This is a genomic window from Streptococcus sp. ELY_125, assembly GCF_058314535.1.
Map to the genome: position 1 here is coordinate 16,200 of NZ_JBZFUM010000015.1, position 14,300 is coordinate 30,499.

The window sequence follows — 14,300 nt, forward strand, 5'->3', positions numbered from 1 at the left end:
CTATCCTGATAGAAAATCTTACTTATAAACAGCTCGCTCGGTTGTTCTCAAAAAAGCGACCTATCCAAAGCCTTCTTAGCCTGTTCAACTTGCCATTTAACCTGTTCAAAACCTGTCCCTCCTAGAGAATTGCGGCGCTCTACAGCTGTTTTGGACTGCAAGGTCACATAGATATCCTCCTCAATTAGATCTGAAATTTCTTGGTAACGCTCCAGAGGAAGATCCTGCAAGTAATGACCATTCTTGGTGCACTCCAGTACCAGCTTACCAACGATTTCATGAGCCTGACGGAAAGGCACTCCCTTAACTGCTAAGTAATCAGCCAGCTCGGTTGCATTAGAGAAGTCTTTTTCAGTCGATTCAGCCATATGGACATCATTGACAGTCATGCTGTCTAGCATTCCAGCTAGAATATCAATAGCAACCGTAATAGTCTCCACTGTATCAAACATGCCCTCCTTGTCCTCCTGTAAATCCTTATTGTAGGCTAAAGGCAAGGACTTCATCACGGTCAAAAGACCAGTTAAGTTACCATAAATACGCCCAGTTTTGCCACGAATTAACTCTGCCATATCCGGATTTTTCTTTTGCGGCATAATAGACGACCCTGTTGAAAAAGTGTCTGACAGGGTAACAAATTTAAACTCGTTGGAACACCAGCTGATGATTTCTTCACAAATCCGGCTCATATGCATCATTAAGATACTAGCATTTGCAAGAAATTCTAAAATAAAATCGCGGTCAGATACAGCATCCAGAGAATTACTGTAAGGTTGTTCAAATCCCATCAACTGAGCTGTCATTTCACGATCAATAGGAAAGGTCGTTCCAGCAAGAGCTGCTGCCCCCAGAGGGGAAATATTGGTATGTTTTTGGTTGAACTCAAATCGCTCGCTATCACGGGTAAACATATTGTAGTAGGCCATCAGATGGTGCCCAAAGGAAATGGGCTGAGCATGCTGCAAGTGCGTATAACCCGGCATAATCGTATCAGTATGCTCAGCAGCTAACTCGACCAAAATCTGACGCAGATGATGCAATTTATCAATGACCTCACTCAACTTAGCCTGAAGGTAGAGATGCATATCTGTCGCAACCTGATCGTTACGTGAGCGGGCAGTATGAAGTTTCCCTGCTACTGGACCGATCTTTTGAGTCAACAATGACTCCAAGTTCATGTGGATATCTTCATTGCTGATATCAAACACCAGCTTCCCAGCCTTAAAGTCCCGCAACAACTCTTCCAAGCCAGCTTTAATTTGAGCAGACTCAGCCTGAGTAATGATTCCCGTCTCACCCAGCATCGTCACGTGAGCCAGCGACCCCTTTAGATCAAATTCTGCCATCTTTTGGTCAAAAGAGATAGAAGCTCCAAACTCTTCAACCCATTTCTCAAGGCCAGCTTCAAAACGGCCGCCCCACAGTTTATGATTTTCTGCCATTGTATTTTCTAGGACAGTTGCATTAGCTTGAGCAACTCCCCATTCCTTTCTGATCTTTTCGAATAATTATCAGCCAATTTGATCATCCTGCCGCAGCCAAAAAGCCTAGCAGTGACAAAACAGTACTTCCTCATTCTATCAAAAAAACTAGCCTATGTCACAGCTAGTTTTAACGGCCTCACGGGACAGCCCCTTGAAAGGAACTCACTGGTTCACCTTATTCAAGCTCGTAGGAGACCTCACTGAATCTCCCAATCGAGAATCGAAAATAATAAGAAAAGAGTCTCAGATCCAGCTCTCTGACTGTGATTATCTGATAAGGCTTCCCCTCTATTTTAAAATAGCCGGACTGCTTCAATAATCTGATAAAAATTCAAAGGCTGATAGTAAAGCCTATAAAGCAGCCACAACTCAAATGCTGAAGCTCAGTCAGCTCGGAAGCTCTCTTCTCTTCTTAAAACCTCTAATTCAGGCGCACTAGCGAACTATAAGGCTGAGCTGATTGATTATAGCTTGCCCTCAATCACTATAGTCCGTCTGAAACAACGAGTAATAGTGGCTATACTCTTAAAAACAGCTCTGATACCACCAGTCACCTCAACTATTCACCTGGCTTATTAACCTGGGCATTAACCTGTGTTGGCAGTCCCCAAAGCTTGATGAAACCAACCGCAGCATCCTGATCAAAACTGTCTGCTGAAGTATACGTGGCAAGATTTTCGTCGTACAAGGAATTTGGTGATTTACGAGCCACAACCTTTGCAGAACCCTTGTACAATTTTACTTTGGCAGTGCCGTTAACTACTTTTTGCGTTTCCTCGATATAAGCAAGAATAGCTTGTGTCGCTGGGCTGAACCAGAGGGCATTGTAAATCAAATTTGACAGCTCGTTTTCAAGGATAGGCTTGAAATGCGATACTTCACGCACCAAGGTCAGATCCTCGATCTCTTTGTGGGCCGTCAAAAGGGTAATAGCCCCTGGGCATTCATAGATTTCCCGAGATTTGATACCGACAAGCCTATTTTCCACATGGTCAATACGTCCCACTCCATGTTTGCCAGCGAGGTCGTTCAATTTTTGGATAAGATCAGCCAGTTTCATTTCCTGACCATCAAGAGCAACTGGCTTACCTTCCTTAAAAGTAATTTCTACAAACTCAGGGGTATCAGGAGCTTCTTCTACCGGGTTTGTAATCCCAAAGGCATCTTCTGGTGCTTCATTCCAAGGATTTTCAAGAACACCACATTCGTTAGCACGTCCCCAAAGATTTTGGTCGACTGAATATGGATTGTCAAGATCGGCAGGAACCGGTACACCATGAGCTTTAGCGTATTCGATTTCTTCTTCACGTGACCACTTCCACTCCCTTACTGGGGCAATAACTTTCAAACTTGGATCAAGAGCTGCAATGGCCACTTCGAAACGAACCTGATCATTCCCTTTACCAGTACAACCATGAGCGATAGTTGTTGCCCCTGTCTTGTGGGCAATCTCAACCAATTTCTTAGAAATCACCGGACGGCTGAGGGCTGATACCAGCGGATATTTTTGTTCGTAGTAGGCATGGGCTTGAAGAGCTGGCAGCACATAATCTTGCGCAAACTCATCTTTAACATCAAGGACATAAGACTCAACTGCTCCAACACTTAGAGCCTTATCATGAATAAACTCAAGATCCTTTCCTTCACCAACATCCATACAGACCGCAACAACATCGTAGTCCTTTTTCAACCAAGTGATAGCAACTGAGGTATCAAGCCCCCCCGAATAAGCTAGAATAACTTTCTCTTTTGACATAATTATTTCTCTTTTCTTATTTTTTTGGTTGTTTTTTGTATATCTCAACCTTACGAGCCCTATTATATGGTATTTTTATTCACTCGTCAAGTGTTTTTTGTATTTTTATCGATTTCTTGCCATTTTTTTGATTTTTATTCATAATAAAGTAGAATATACACATAAAAATAAACAATCTATTAATCTGATTAATAAAACTTTTTAAGACAAAAAGAAACCTGCCGTTTGGGCAGGTTTCTTTCCATTTCACAAGTATATTGGGAGAGAGATGAGAAATGGGTTTCGAATAAATAAGAAGTTCGGGATAAGTTTGCGTCTGTTTCCTATTAGTGAAAGACTTGGGAGAGAGAAACTAATAGAAAACTTCATCCCTACATTCACTAGTATATCTCAAATCTCTATTTTTTAAACCGCTATGTCTTGAATTGTCGTTTTTTTGTCCTGAAATGTCAAAAATAATCTTGAACTGCCTAAGCACCCTGACGTCTTTGCTCCCATTCTTTCATAAGAGACTTTAATTTCAGACGAGAGACCGGACAGGAATCTCCATTTTCAAAGAAAGCAAGAAGCTCTGCCTTATCCACACGGCTAATATTATCCAGATTGACAAGGAAAGATCGGTGGCAGGAGAAGAGTCGGGAATCTACTTCAGCAATTTCAGAAAGATTGCCGTAAAATTCCAGCCGCTCACTTTTTGTCATCAGCATCACCTTATGAGGGGTAGGGGAAGTCGCAAAGTAGTAAATATCCTTAAAAGGCAATTGGACACGCGCCTGAGCCGACTCAAAGGTAAAGACCTCATCCACCTCTTCAGAACGATGCATGTGGTCAGCTGTATATCTGATTGCCTCCCGTAAATCAATTTTAAATTCCTCATCTGTTCCAGTCTTATCGATAAAATCTAGGGCTGATACCTTATATTTAAAACTGATCGGAGCAAATTCTGAGTGGGTGGTCACAAACACAATGACAGCTGCCGGATCAATCTGCCGAATTTCAGCTGCGGTTTCCAATCCCTTTTTGGTCTCGCCTTTAATTTCAATATCCAAAAGGAAGAGCTGGTGATTTCCCTTTTCCGCAATCGCCTCTAATAAATTTTCTGCCTTGGAAAAGACCCCAAACTGACGAGCTGATGTCCCTTCTTCACGCAAGATCTCTGTTACCAGCGTTTTTATCCGCGTCTGTTGGATGAGATTATCCTCTAAAATAAATATATTCATAACTTCTTATCCTAATTTCAACTACTGTTTGAATTATTATATTATTTTATAATTAAAATAACAACACGCTATCTTCATTGAAAATAAAAAATCCCCCGACCATTCGGGGGATGTCCAAAACAGTGAACAGTATGTCTTATAATTGGCTTGGCTAGGAGAAGCCGTTACAATCGCCTTGAGAATATATCTCTCCCCCATTCTCTAAGGCAGCTTTCCATTAGAAGCCAACTTTTACAGTAAGCAAACTTATCACCAATCGTGTCTAGTATACCATAAGCTGCCTCCAATAGAAAGTAAAAAGACTGTAAATTATTTCCTACATTAAAAGCAGAGCGACCTAAACACTCTGCTATAATCTACCAATTTAAATGAGTTCTACAGAGCTATAGAGAAACGTTGTCCCTACCTCAAGCTCTCCAACATATTGGTAAGGTGCTCAATTGATTTTTCTCTACCTAAGAGATAGATTGTGTCGGGTAATTCAGGCCCGTGCATTTCCCCAGATACTGCAATGCGAATCGGCATGAAGAGGTTCTTGCCCTTGATACCCGTTTCTTTTTGAACGGCCTTAATTTGTGGGAAGATGTTTTCAACAACAAAATCCTCATCAGACATAGCTTCTAACTTAGCCTTAAAAGCTTCAAGCACTGTCGGAACCGTCTCACCAGCCATGAAATTCTTCTCTTCCTGTGTCAATTCTGGAAAGTCTTCAAAGAAGAGGTCAGTTAGAGGAACAATTTCATCAGCCGATTTTAGCTGAGGCTGGTAGAGCTGGACTAATTTCTCAGCCTTATCGGTCAGACGTCCTGCTGCCTCAAGGAATGGTTTGCAAAGCTCAAAAACCTTATCAAAATCAGCCTTCTTGATGTACTCGTTGCTCATCCAGTCCAGCTTCTTTTGGTCAAAAGCAGCTGGTGACTTGCTGAGACGATTTTCATCAAAGAATTTGATCAACTCCTCGCGTGAGAAGATTTCATCTTCTCCACCTGGATTCCAACCCAGAAGAGCGATAAAGTTAAAGACTGCTTCTGGCAGATAACCTTTTTTACGGTAGTCCTCGATAAATTGAAGGGTGTTGGTATCACGCTTCGACAGTTTTTTACCAGTCTCAGAGTTGATGATCAAGGTCATATGGCCAAACTCTGGTGCCTCCCAGCCGAGTGCTTCATAGACCATGAGCTGTTTAGGGGTGTTGGCGATATGGTCATCGCCGCGGATAACATGGGAAATTCGCATATCGTGGTCATCAATGACAACGGCAAAGTTGTAAGTTGGATAACCATCGCGTTTCTGAATAACCCAATCACCACCGATATTGCCGCCTTCAAACTCAATGTCACCTTTAACGATATCAGTCCATTTATAAATACTGGTATCATTAACAGCCAAACGAACCGTTGGGATAACACCGGCTGCCTCACGCTCAGCAACATAAGCTGCTTTTTCTTCCTCGTTCATCCCCAGATATTCATTGATATAACGAGGTGTTTCACCAGCTGTTTCTTGACGCTCACGCTCAGCTGCAAGTTCTTCTTCTGTCACATAAGACTTGTAAGCCTTTCCTTCCTCCAAGAGTTGGTCAATATATTTTTGGTATAGAGGCAGGCGTTCGGACTGACGATAATTTTCATGAGTTTCTGGGCTCTCATCCCAGTCTATTCCCAACCAGCGTAAATTGTCCAGCTGGGAACGCTCGCCATCTTCAACATGGCGCTTGCGATCCGTATCCTCAATACGAATGACAAAGGTACCGCCATAGTGACGAGCATAAAGATAATTAAAGAGCGCTGTCCGCGCATTTCCGATATGTAGCAGTCCCGTTGGACTTGGTGCGTAACGCACACGAATTTCATTAGACATAGTCTTCTACCGTCTCCTATTTTCCTGTTATAGCTGTCCTAAAAGAACAGAAAGCAAACCACTTAATTAGCCGTTTGCGATCCTTTTTATTATAGCACAAATATGAGGAATTATGATGTTAACTAGAAACTTTGCCTCTTGATAAAATCCACTGTTGTTAAAACCTCTGCAAATCTCTGAAGAGACACTAAAAAACTTAATTGGACATTTTCAGCTTTTACTAACTGGGAGCCATAATATAAATCCCTAGTTGTTGTAGTATCCTCAATCACTATAGGATTGTAACTTTTTTCATAAGCAGCCCTTGTGGTTGAGTCAATACACATGTGAGTCATCATCCCTGTTATAACCAGCTGTGAGACGCCTAATTTTTTAAGAAAAATTTCCAACTCAGTATTCAAAAAGCTGTTAGGAAACTGTTTTTGAATAACAATTGAACCGTTTAATTGAATCAGGTTTGAGTGCATTTCCGCACCTTGGGTCCCTCTTACAAAAAACGGGGCATCCTTACTTTCATTAATATGCTGGATATAAATAACAGGTAGTTCCTTCTTATTAAATAGCCTTATTAGTTGATTAATAGAATCTAGCGCCTCATCAGCCTTAACTAGCTCATACTTACCACTAGGAAAGTAGTCCTTCTGGACATCAATAACAATCAATGCTTGTTTCATTTGCTACTCCTTTAATTTTTGATATGATTAAGTATAAATATTTCTAACCTGTTTGAACATACTTTGGTGAAAAAATAATTACTTCTATCATTTCAACATGAAAGGAATTAGTTTATGGATCAAATGGATCTACAGATTATTGAACTTTTAAAATCAAATAGCCGCCTAAATAATAAAGAAATCGGAAAAATCGTCCATTTGACAGGACAAGCCGTTGGACAGCGAATCATCAAGTTGCAAGAATCAGGCACGATTAGGGCTTTTACAGCCTCTATTCAATATACAACTCAACAATTCATTTTAGTGTACATGGATAATAATAAATTCCAATCATTCGAGAACTTTTTAGCCAGTCAGCCTAGTATTGACGAATTTTATAAAACAGCAGGTCGAGCCTGTTATATTATTAAAGCCCATTTTTCAGATAATGAGCTCAAATCATTTTTAGAAAAACTTAATGAATGGGGACGTTATAACGTTGAAACAATCATACAACAGCTAAGATAAATTGGTAAGTATGAGTCTGAGCCAGACATAAACATTATAGCTCCACTGTCATCCATAATTCCCATAGGATTAATATCTGGTTCCAGCTCTTCCAGTTCAAATATATTCAATGCTCAGTCGTCCAAAATTAACGTCACCGGTCACAACTAAACGCTTATTCTGACCGGATAGCCTTTGCGGAGCTTGAGCCATTCCCAAGGCGGTCTTTACTTGCAAATCAACATACCAATCTTTGGGAATATAAAGGGTAATATTACCAAAATTGACTTCTACCTCAAAATTAGCAGTATCACCTAAAATTAAGGCATTATCAAAATAAATAGTGGAATTTCCAAAATTGACCTCTGCTTTATCTGACAGAAAATTATCATTATGAATATAGCGAGTAGAATTGCCAAAATTATATTCTTTCCCATCATTGGAGGAGGAATAGAATCGTCCATAGGTCAGAGTCCTGTGCCATTTATGCTCAGGCTTAAAAATTAATTCCAAGCCAATGCAGGCAAGGATAACAGCTAAGAACAGTGTCCAAGTCTCAATGCGAACAAAATGGTACTGACTATTTAGGATAATAACTATCAAAACGCCACAGATTCCTAGTCCCATGATAGAACCTGTCAGTAGGTTTTTAATAGCATGATAGGCCAAGAAGACCAGGGCAAGTAGTGCCCAAATGGATAGGGGAGAAGGCATTAAATAGTCTTTAAATAATAGAAAAACAGATAAAAAGAGCAAAACGATACCTAAGAAATACTTTTTCATGATAGAACCTACCTCATTTCATTTAGCTTGTCTTTCAAATATTGATAATAGTGACGCGAAACATGAATCTGCTTGTGTGTATCTTCAAAATGGATCGTACTGGTTCCTGAAAATGATTTATCCAGAGAATAGATAGTTTGAACATTAACAATAGCCGATTTTGAGATACGGCAAAAGTAAGCAGGTAATCTGTCTTCTAGCTCATAGAGCCTCATTTTTACCCTATAAGCGTCCTCCTTAGTATGGGCATAAATATTTGCTCCCTCAGTTTCAAAGAAAAGGAGCTCTGCTAAGTCAATAAAATATTCACTCGTCCCTTTATACAATGGAAAAGGTGCCCTATCCATACAACTGAGTAAACGGCAGATTTCATCTACTTTACCACTAAGATTAGGCGTTTTTAAAACAACTTCAAGAGTCTCTAATCTTTTATCCAGCTCAACCCTAATCTTCATAAGAATTACCTTTCCATCTCTAGTAACTTTATTATAGCAAGTCTGCTGCTATAAACAAGGGAACTCTCATAAGTGGTAACATTCGGCTGATAAGTCGCTAAGATGGACTTGTTGACTTTTAATAAATAAAAATCCAGGGCAGTATAACAACTCCCTAGATTTCCATTAACCCTTTATTAAGGTAGTAACGGCATAGACCTCTAGCCACAAGATAGGCTATAAAACCAAAAGTTCAATTACATCAACCCTAAAATTCCTGAACCATTACTGTTCGTATTTGAAACCGTTAAATGGCCGCCAATAACCTGAGAGAAAGTCTCGATATTGAGACTTTGAACATAAACTTCACCACTTCCCCGGAAGGTATTAACAATTCCTTCGCCTGTACCAAACGACTGCAAAAGGCCATTCTCTAGGTGAATCTGATAATCTAATTCCTTAGACCAAGCGACAACATGTGCATTATCAATCGTAATCTCCTGTTGATCAAGCTCCAGCTTCTGAATAGAACCGAAACTGTTAGCCAGTAAGGTGCCAACTCCTTCTGTTGACATGACAAAGAGGCCACCTTGCCCACCAAAGAAGGCACGACCGACAGACTGGCGCTCCATGGTATACTGGGCCGAGCCATCCAAGGCCAGAAAAGCACCATCATTGAGACGGTATTGTTTAGCTCCAAGCTCTAAGGCAATAATCTGACCCGGCATTGAAGGAGCAATCGCCAAACGACCATCATTACCATTAGCAATCGCCTGTGTAATAAAGGCCGACTCCCCTGAAACTACAGAACGACCAACAGCCTTAAAGATTTTACCAAGACCTGCACCTTTAGCGTTAAGCTTTGTGTTCAAGCTAATAGACGGCGTGTGGTAGACCATGCTGCCTCGTTGGATATAAGCTGACTCCCCAGCTTCTAAAAATATCTCAACTAAAGGAAATTGCATATGGCTATCAATACGGTAAGTCATATGATTATCGGACATAATATTTCTCGCTTACTTATTTAATAATAGTTTCAGTATAGCGGTATATCCCAAAGATTGTCAATAGGCCAAAAGAAAAATCAGCCCAAAGTCTTAGGCTGACGTCCCTAGCACTCAACTGCTGAAATGCGGCCGCTATCAACATCATAGATAGCACCAGATATGATAATATCATCTGGAATTAACGGAGAGTCTCGTAAGAGGTTGACATCCTCTCGAACACTGGCTTCAAGATCATCAAATGGACGAAAATCATGATCATGTACATTTTGGTTTAACTTACTCTCAACAAGGTTAGCTAGCTCTTCATTTTTAAAAGTAAGCATGCCACAGTCCGTATGGTGGAGAACAACGATTTCATGTGTCCCAAGCAGTTGTTCTGAAATAACAAGAGAGCGAATAGTATCCTCGGTTACCCGACCGCCTGCATTGCGTAGAATATGGGCATCACCCAGTGCTAATCCCAGAGCTGGAGCAACATGCAAACGAGCATCCATACAGGTGATAACAGCTACTTCTGTTTTGGGTTTAATCGGTAAATGGCTTGTCCCATGTAATGCAACATAAGCACTGTTGGCATTTATAAAATTATCAAAATATGACATAATTTTCTCCTTTACTACCGCTAAGTATAAAACGCTGTTATTATAACACAAATAGCAAAGAAAAGCCTGAGTTCAGACTAGGATCAAAAAAGCTTGTTTCTTGTTTACGAAGAGAACCCTTTTGGTCAATAGCCCCAAAATTCTAACCTAATCTTACCTTTTCCCAATAACATAGGTCAACTCTGCTGCTTGTTTGGCTGTGAAGGTGCGATAGGAAACAAGGCCTAGCCCTAAAGCATTAGATTCAGAAATTAAAATTGATCCATCCTTTCGAACCTCCTCCACAATAGCGACATGGCCATAATTAGGATCAGCACCGGCCTGATTAGGAGCAAACGATACGGCATAGCCTAGCTTGGGTTCATGAGTTAATTCATAACCAGATTTGTAAATCCATGCACCGCCATTCCCCATATAGGCATCAAATTGATAGCCCAATTCATGAGCACGATTATAAACATACCAAGTACACTGCCCCCAAGGATAGGAAAGAGCAACATAGTTTTCTATGTGCATTGGCTTAGATAAGTGATAACCTGCGGGGACGACCTCAAGGCTAATCCCACTGAAATTCTTAAGTTCTTCAGGGATAGTCGGCGTTCCCCCGTGCTGATCAATCCAGCGATCTATATTCTGCATGGCTTGCGCGCGGCGTTTACCTGTACCGGAAGTATCCGTAAAATAAACACCCCCTTCCGTTAATAAATCTAGTTGTCCTTGAGCGTACTTTGTCGCTTTGTCATCTTGACGCTTAAAACTCCAATTTTTATTTTGAATAATTGTTTCAGCAGTCATCCGCCTAATAGCAATCTCGTCTGAAAAATGAGTAGCATTGCTAACATTAGTATCAAAAGCTCCGTAACCAAACATATTAGCACCAGCTTCTTTGGCTACACCAGCAGTTCCTAGTGAGCTTTCAAAAAGTGCGATAGCAATGATAGCACGGACATCTAGGCCGCTCTCTCTTTCCCATTTAAGCAGACGCTGTCCATTGATACGATTTCGATCGTAAGCTATTCCTAAGGAATTGAGGTAACCATCCAGTTGTTCAGCCTTGATCCCGTAGCGATGAGACAGAAGATTATGACTGTAGGCATTTTTGCCAGACCAGTGTTCTACATACTTTGTATAAGAAAAAGCTGGAGTAACCTCACCATCATCGTTATCAAAAACCGATGTTGCGCTCCACAATGGGCTAGCAATTACTGAAGCTTGGGAACTTGATGTGACCGTTCCAGAGCTCTCTGAATATATAGGTAAAGATAAATTGAATGGGTCATATGATTTAACAGGCGCTTGCTGGTCTCTTGAGGGAAGATCTGAAGAAGAACCTTTGGCTGCATCTGAAGAAACCTCTTTTTCCGTTATTTCAGTTTCCTCCATTGCCCTCTCTGATGTGATCGAACTATCCTCAGTACGATCAGCCATTTCGGTTTTACTTTTCTCCTGCTCACTTTCTACTTTATCCTCAGATGATGGCTGAGGAGAATCTTTAAAAGTTTCCTTAGAATCTGCTGAACTCTGGTCTGACGCAGAGAACGAGACTTCCTGGGCACTACTCTCTGTCTGCGTTTCCGCCTTGTTCTCATCTTCATCCTTAGTTTCTTCTACCTCCGTCGAATCCTCAGAAAAAGAAATATCATCCGAACTGCTGCTCGACTCGCTACTTTTCCCTTCTTCCTTAGACCGGCGAACCGTTCTTTCTGCCGTTTCGGCTCTTGTTACGGGAGGAACAAGATAGGCCCCACTTAAGATAAGTAAAAGCGTCAAAGCCACCAATTTTTCTTTTTTCATGGCCCAAAACTCCTTTCATAATATGATTCACCTATTTATTCGCAAAACATATAAAAAAGCTTTAGAAACATCTTTGTAACAATGTTCCTAAAGCTTCATTTTTAAGTTAACCAACTGAACCTTCCATTTCATAGCTAATTAAGCGATTAAGCTCAACAGCATATTCCATTGGCAGTTCCTTGGTAAAGGGTTCGACAAATCCCATAACAATCATCTCTGTCGCCTCTTGCTCGGACAATCCTCGACTCATAAGGTAGTAGAGCTGTTCTTCTGAAATTTTTGAGACTTTTGCTTCATGCTCAAGGGCTACTTGTGAGTTATGGATTTCATTAAAAGGGATGGTATCAGATTTAGATAAATCGTCCATCAAAATCGTATCGCATTCGATATGACTAACAGACTTTGTCGATTCACGATTAAAAGTCACCTGACCGCGGTAATCCACTTTACCCCCATTTCGAGCAATAGATTTTGACACAATAGACGAGGAGGTGCGGGGCGCATTGTGAATCATTTTTGCACCAGTATCTTGGTGCTGCCCTTTATTGGCAAAGGCAATAGATAACATAGTCCCGCGCGCTCCCTCACCTTCAAGGTAAACAGAAGGATACTTCATAGTCGTTTTAGCACCAATATTACCATCAATCCACTCGACGGTAGCATTTTTTGTTGCCTTAGCCCGCTTGGTTACTAGGTTATAGACATTATCAGACCAGTTTTGAATGGTTGAATAACGCATATAGGCACCATCCAAGGCAAATATTTCCACAATGGCAGCGTGAAGACTGGCCGTTGAATAGGTCGGCGCTGTACAACCTTCAACATAATGGACACTAGCCCCTTCATCTACAATAATCAGGGTTCGCTCAAATTGAGCTGTCGCCTCATTGTTCATGCGGAAATAGGTCTGCAAAGGAATATCAACCTTAACTCCCTTAGGCACGTAGATGAATGTTCCTCCTGACCAGAAAGCAGAGTTGAGAGCTGCCAGCTTATTATCCGTGGGAGGAACCAGTTTTGAGAAGTACTGTTTAAAGAGGTCTGGATATTCCTTGAGCGCTGAGTCTGTATCTGTAAAAACAATTCCCAGCTTATCATATTCCTCTTTCATATTATGGTAGACCACTTCTGACTCGTATTGAGCTGAGGCGCCAGCCAGATATGCCCGTTCTGCCTCTGGGATCCCTATCCTCTCAAATGTTTCCTTGATCTTATCGGGAACGTCATCCCAATCACGAGCAGCCTTGTCTGTTGCTTTTGAGTAGTAAATCAGATCATCAAAGTTGATGTCTGAGAGATCTGGTCCCCACTCCTGCATAGGCATCTTATTAAAGGTTTCTAAGGACCTTAGGCGAAAGTCCAACATCCAGTCAGGCTCGCCTTTTTCCGCCGACATTCGACGCACAACCTCTTCACTGATCCCCTTACCTGTTGAAAATACAGGAGTAACGTCATCGTGGAAACCATATTTATATTCACCGAGGTCAATCGGTTTTGGCTCTACTTTTTCTTCTGCCATGTTCCCTCTTTCTATTTTAACTTAGTCTAAAATCTTCAAAATCTTGTCTAGTGATTGTCGCTCAGGGCGGAAAGTATTAACAGAATGGTCACTTTCATAACCTAAGGCCATACCGATTACAATCTCATAAGCACTATCAACCCGTAAGGTTTGAGCTAAATTTCCAGGAAATTTGACTAATTCATAAGCCACCATGGTTGCCAAACTTTGGTTATTGGCCGATAAACTTGCTGTTTGCAAAAAAGCTCCCATATCTAAAATAGACCACTCAGGTGAGTTTTTTGGCAAGGCAAAATACATAATCACTGGAGCTTGAAAAAGTTCTTGGTTAAGTTGCCAAAAGGTCTCATTTTTAACCTCTGTAAAGTTATCTAAGCGATTTGACCAAGCCGCCATGTGAGACTGCTGATCTTCTTGAAAACCTGTCCGAGAACGAACTGGAAAAATCGGAGTTGATTTTTGTCCAACTTCGATTAAACTCCTGTGGTCTGACTTTATTTCCTCCAAGGTTTTTCCAGTCGCTACATAGACTTTCCAGGGCTGTGAATTAACCCAAGAAGCCGTTTGACTGGCTTTCTGCAACAATTTGCTTCAGCATTTCTGTCTCGACTGGTTGATCCTTAAAGTGACGTGTCGAATGACGATTGGCCATTAATTTACTAAATTCCATAAGTAGCTCCT

General features: G+C 41.0%; 14 protein-coding genes. 1 reads left to right on the forward strand and 13 read right to left on the reverse strand.

Annotation, left to right across the window (positions count from 1 at the left end; genetic code table 11):
• Positions 1 to 47: 47 nt before the first annotated feature.
• From argH to AC4HAL_RS07055, 5 genes are all read right to left on the reverse strand, one after another.
• Complete coding sequence (gene argH, locus AC4HAL_RS07035) at positions 48 to 1,442, reverse strand: argininosuccinate lyase (RefSeq protein ID WP_491093583.1); 1,395 nt, start codon at positions 1,440 to 1,442, stop codon at positions 48 to 50.
• Positions 1,443 to 2,043: 601 nt separating this feature from the next.
• Positions 2,044 to 3,240, reverse strand: coding sequence for an argininosuccinate synthase (locus AC4HAL_RS07040; RefSeq protein WP_491093584.1), 1,197 nt, complete (start codon positions 3,238 to 3,240; stop codon positions 2,044 to 2,046).
• Positions 3,241 to 3,710: 470 nt separating this feature from the next.
• A complete protein-coding gene (locus AC4HAL_RS07045) occupies positions 3,711 to 4,460 on the reverse strand; it encodes a response regulator transcription factor (protein ID WP_447451748.1) in 750 nt (249 codons plus the stop codon).
• Positions 4,461 to 4,862: 402 nt separating this feature from the next.
• Positions 4,863 to 6,320 (reverse strand): glutamate--tRNA ligase, encoded by a 1,458-nt coding sequence (gltX, locus tag AC4HAL_RS07050; RefSeq protein WP_491093585.1) that lies wholly within the window; start codon positions 6,318 to 6,320, stop codon positions 4,863 to 4,865.
• A gap of 122 nt (positions 6,321 to 6,442) precedes the next feature.
• The gene (locus AC4HAL_RS07055) at positions 6,443 to 6,994 is read right to left on the reverse strand and encodes a cysteine hydrolase family protein (protein WP_491093586.1); all 552 of its coding nucleotides are present in this window, start codon (positions 6,992 to 6,994) and stop codon (positions 6,443 to 6,445) included.
• A 114-nt stretch (positions 6,995 to 7,108) separates the two neighbouring features.
• On the opposite strand from AC4HAL_RS07055, the gene AC4HAL_RS07060 reads away from it, so the two are divergent.
• Positions 7,109 to 7,501, forward strand: coding sequence for an Lrp/AsnC family transcriptional regulator (locus tag AC4HAL_RS07060; RefSeq protein ID WP_491093587.1), 393 nt, complete (start codon positions 7,109 to 7,111; stop codon positions 7,499 to 7,501).
• A 96-nt stretch (positions 7,502 to 7,597) separates the two neighbouring features.
• Here AC4HAL_RS07060 and AC4HAL_RS07065 read toward each other — a convergent pair whose 3' ends face one another.
• From AC4HAL_RS07065 to AC4HAL_RS07100, 8 genes are all read right to left on the reverse strand, one after another.
• Positions 7,598 to 8,263 (reverse strand): LiaF transmembrane domain-containing protein, encoded by a 666-nt coding sequence (locus AC4HAL_RS07065; RefSeq protein WP_491093588.1) that lies wholly within the window; start codon positions 8,261 to 8,263, stop codon positions 7,598 to 7,600.
• An 8-nt stretch (positions 8,264 to 8,271) separates the two neighbouring features.
• On the reverse strand, positions 8,272 to 8,718 hold the full coding sequence (locus AC4HAL_RS07070) for a LytTR family DNA-binding domain-containing protein (protein WP_491093589.1): 447 nt from the start codon (positions 8,716 to 8,718) through the stop codon (positions 8,272 to 8,274).
• A gap of 236 nt (positions 8,719 to 8,954) precedes the next feature.
• Entirely contained in the window at positions 8,955 to 9,701 is a 747-nt protein-coding gene (locus AC4HAL_RS07075) for a TIGR00266 family protein (protein ID WP_491093590.1), read from the reverse strand.
• Between the two features lie 107 nt (positions 9,702 to 9,808).
• On the reverse strand, positions 9,809 to 10,306 hold the full coding sequence (locus AC4HAL_RS07080) for a beta-class carbonic anhydrase (protein ID WP_491093591.1): 498 nt from the start codon (positions 10,304 to 10,306) through the stop codon (positions 9,809 to 9,811).
• A gap of 153 nt (positions 10,307 to 10,459) precedes the next feature.
• On the reverse strand, positions 10,460 to 12,100 hold the full coding sequence (locus AC4HAL_RS07085) for a CHAP domain-containing protein (protein WP_491093592.1): 1,641 nt from the start codon (positions 12,098 to 12,100) through the stop codon (positions 10,460 to 10,462).
• Positions 12,101 to 12,206: 106 nt separating this feature from the next.
• Positions 12,207 to 13,619, reverse strand: coding sequence for a Fe-S cluster assembly protein SufB (gene sufB / locus AC4HAL_RS07090; protein ID WP_491093593.1), 1,413 nt, complete (start codon positions 13,617 to 13,619; stop codon positions 12,207 to 12,209).
• A gap of 21 nt (positions 13,620 to 13,640) precedes the next feature.
• On the reverse strand, positions 13,641 to 14,204 hold the full coding sequence (locus AC4HAL_RS07095) for a nitroreductase family protein (protein WP_491093594.1): 564 nt from the start codon (positions 14,202 to 14,204) through the stop codon (positions 13,641 to 13,643).
• Entirely contained in the window at positions 14,167 to 14,289 is a 123-nt protein-coding gene (locus AC4HAL_RS07100; RefSeq protein ID WP_491093595.1) for a nitroreductase family protein, read from the reverse strand. The genes AC4HAL_RS07095 and AC4HAL_RS07100 overlap by 38 nt, the downstream gene beginning before the upstream one ends.
• Positions 14,290 to 14,300: the final 11 nt, after the last annotated feature.

What these genes read in the sequence shown, in the direction of transcription:
- argH (WP_491093583.1), bottom strand. Translation starts at nt 1,442, where the DNA reads ATGGCAGAAAATCATAAACTGTGGGGCGGCCGTTTTGAAGCTGGCCTT.
- AC4HAL_RS07040 (WP_491093584.1), bottom strand. Translation starts at nt 3,240, where the DNA reads ATGTCAAAAGAGAAAGTTATTCTAGCTTATTCGGGGGGGCTTGATACC.
- AC4HAL_RS07045 (WP_447451748.1), bottom strand. Translation starts at nt 4,460, where the DNA reads ATGAATATATTTATTTTAGAGGATAATCTCATCCAACAGACGCGGATA.
- gltX (WP_491093585.1), bottom strand. Translation starts at nt 6,320, where the DNA reads ATGTCTAATGAAATTCGTGTGCGTTACGCACCAAGTCCAACGGGACTG.
- AC4HAL_RS07055 (WP_491093586.1), bottom strand. Translation starts at nt 6,994, where the DNA reads ATGAAACAAGCATTGATTGTTATTGATGTCCAGAAGGACTACTTTCCT.
- AC4HAL_RS07060 (WP_491093587.1), top strand. Translation starts at nt 7,109, where the DNA reads ATGGATCAAATGGATCTACAGATTATTGAACTTTTAAAATCAAATAGC.
- AC4HAL_RS07065 (WP_491093588.1), bottom strand. Translation starts at nt 8,263, where the DNA reads ATGAAAAAGTATTTCTTAGGTATCGTTTTGCTCTTTTTATCTGTTTTT.
- AC4HAL_RS07070 (WP_491093589.1), bottom strand. Translation starts at nt 8,718, where the DNA reads ATGAAGATTAGGGTTGAGCTGGATAAAAGATTAGAGACTCTTGAAGTT.
- AC4HAL_RS07075 (WP_491093590.1), bottom strand. Translation starts at nt 9,701, where the DNA reads ATGTCCGATAATCATATGACTTACCGTATTGATAGCCATATGCAATTT.
- AC4HAL_RS07080 (WP_491093591.1), bottom strand. Translation starts at nt 10,306, where the DNA reads ATGTCATATTTTGATAATTTTATAAATGCCAACAGTGCTTATGTTGCA.
- AC4HAL_RS07085 (WP_491093592.1), bottom strand. Translation starts at nt 12,100, where the DNA reads ATGAAAAAAGAAAAATTGGTGGCTTTGACGCTTTTACTTATCTTAAGT.
- sufB (WP_491093593.1), bottom strand. Translation starts at nt 13,619, where the DNA reads ATGGCAGAAGAAAAAGTAGAGCCAAAACCGATTGACCTCGGTGAATAT.
- AC4HAL_RS07100 (WP_491093595.1), bottom strand. Translation starts at nt 14,289, where the DNA reads ATGGAATTTAGTAAATTAATGGCCAATCGTCATTCGACACGTCACTTT.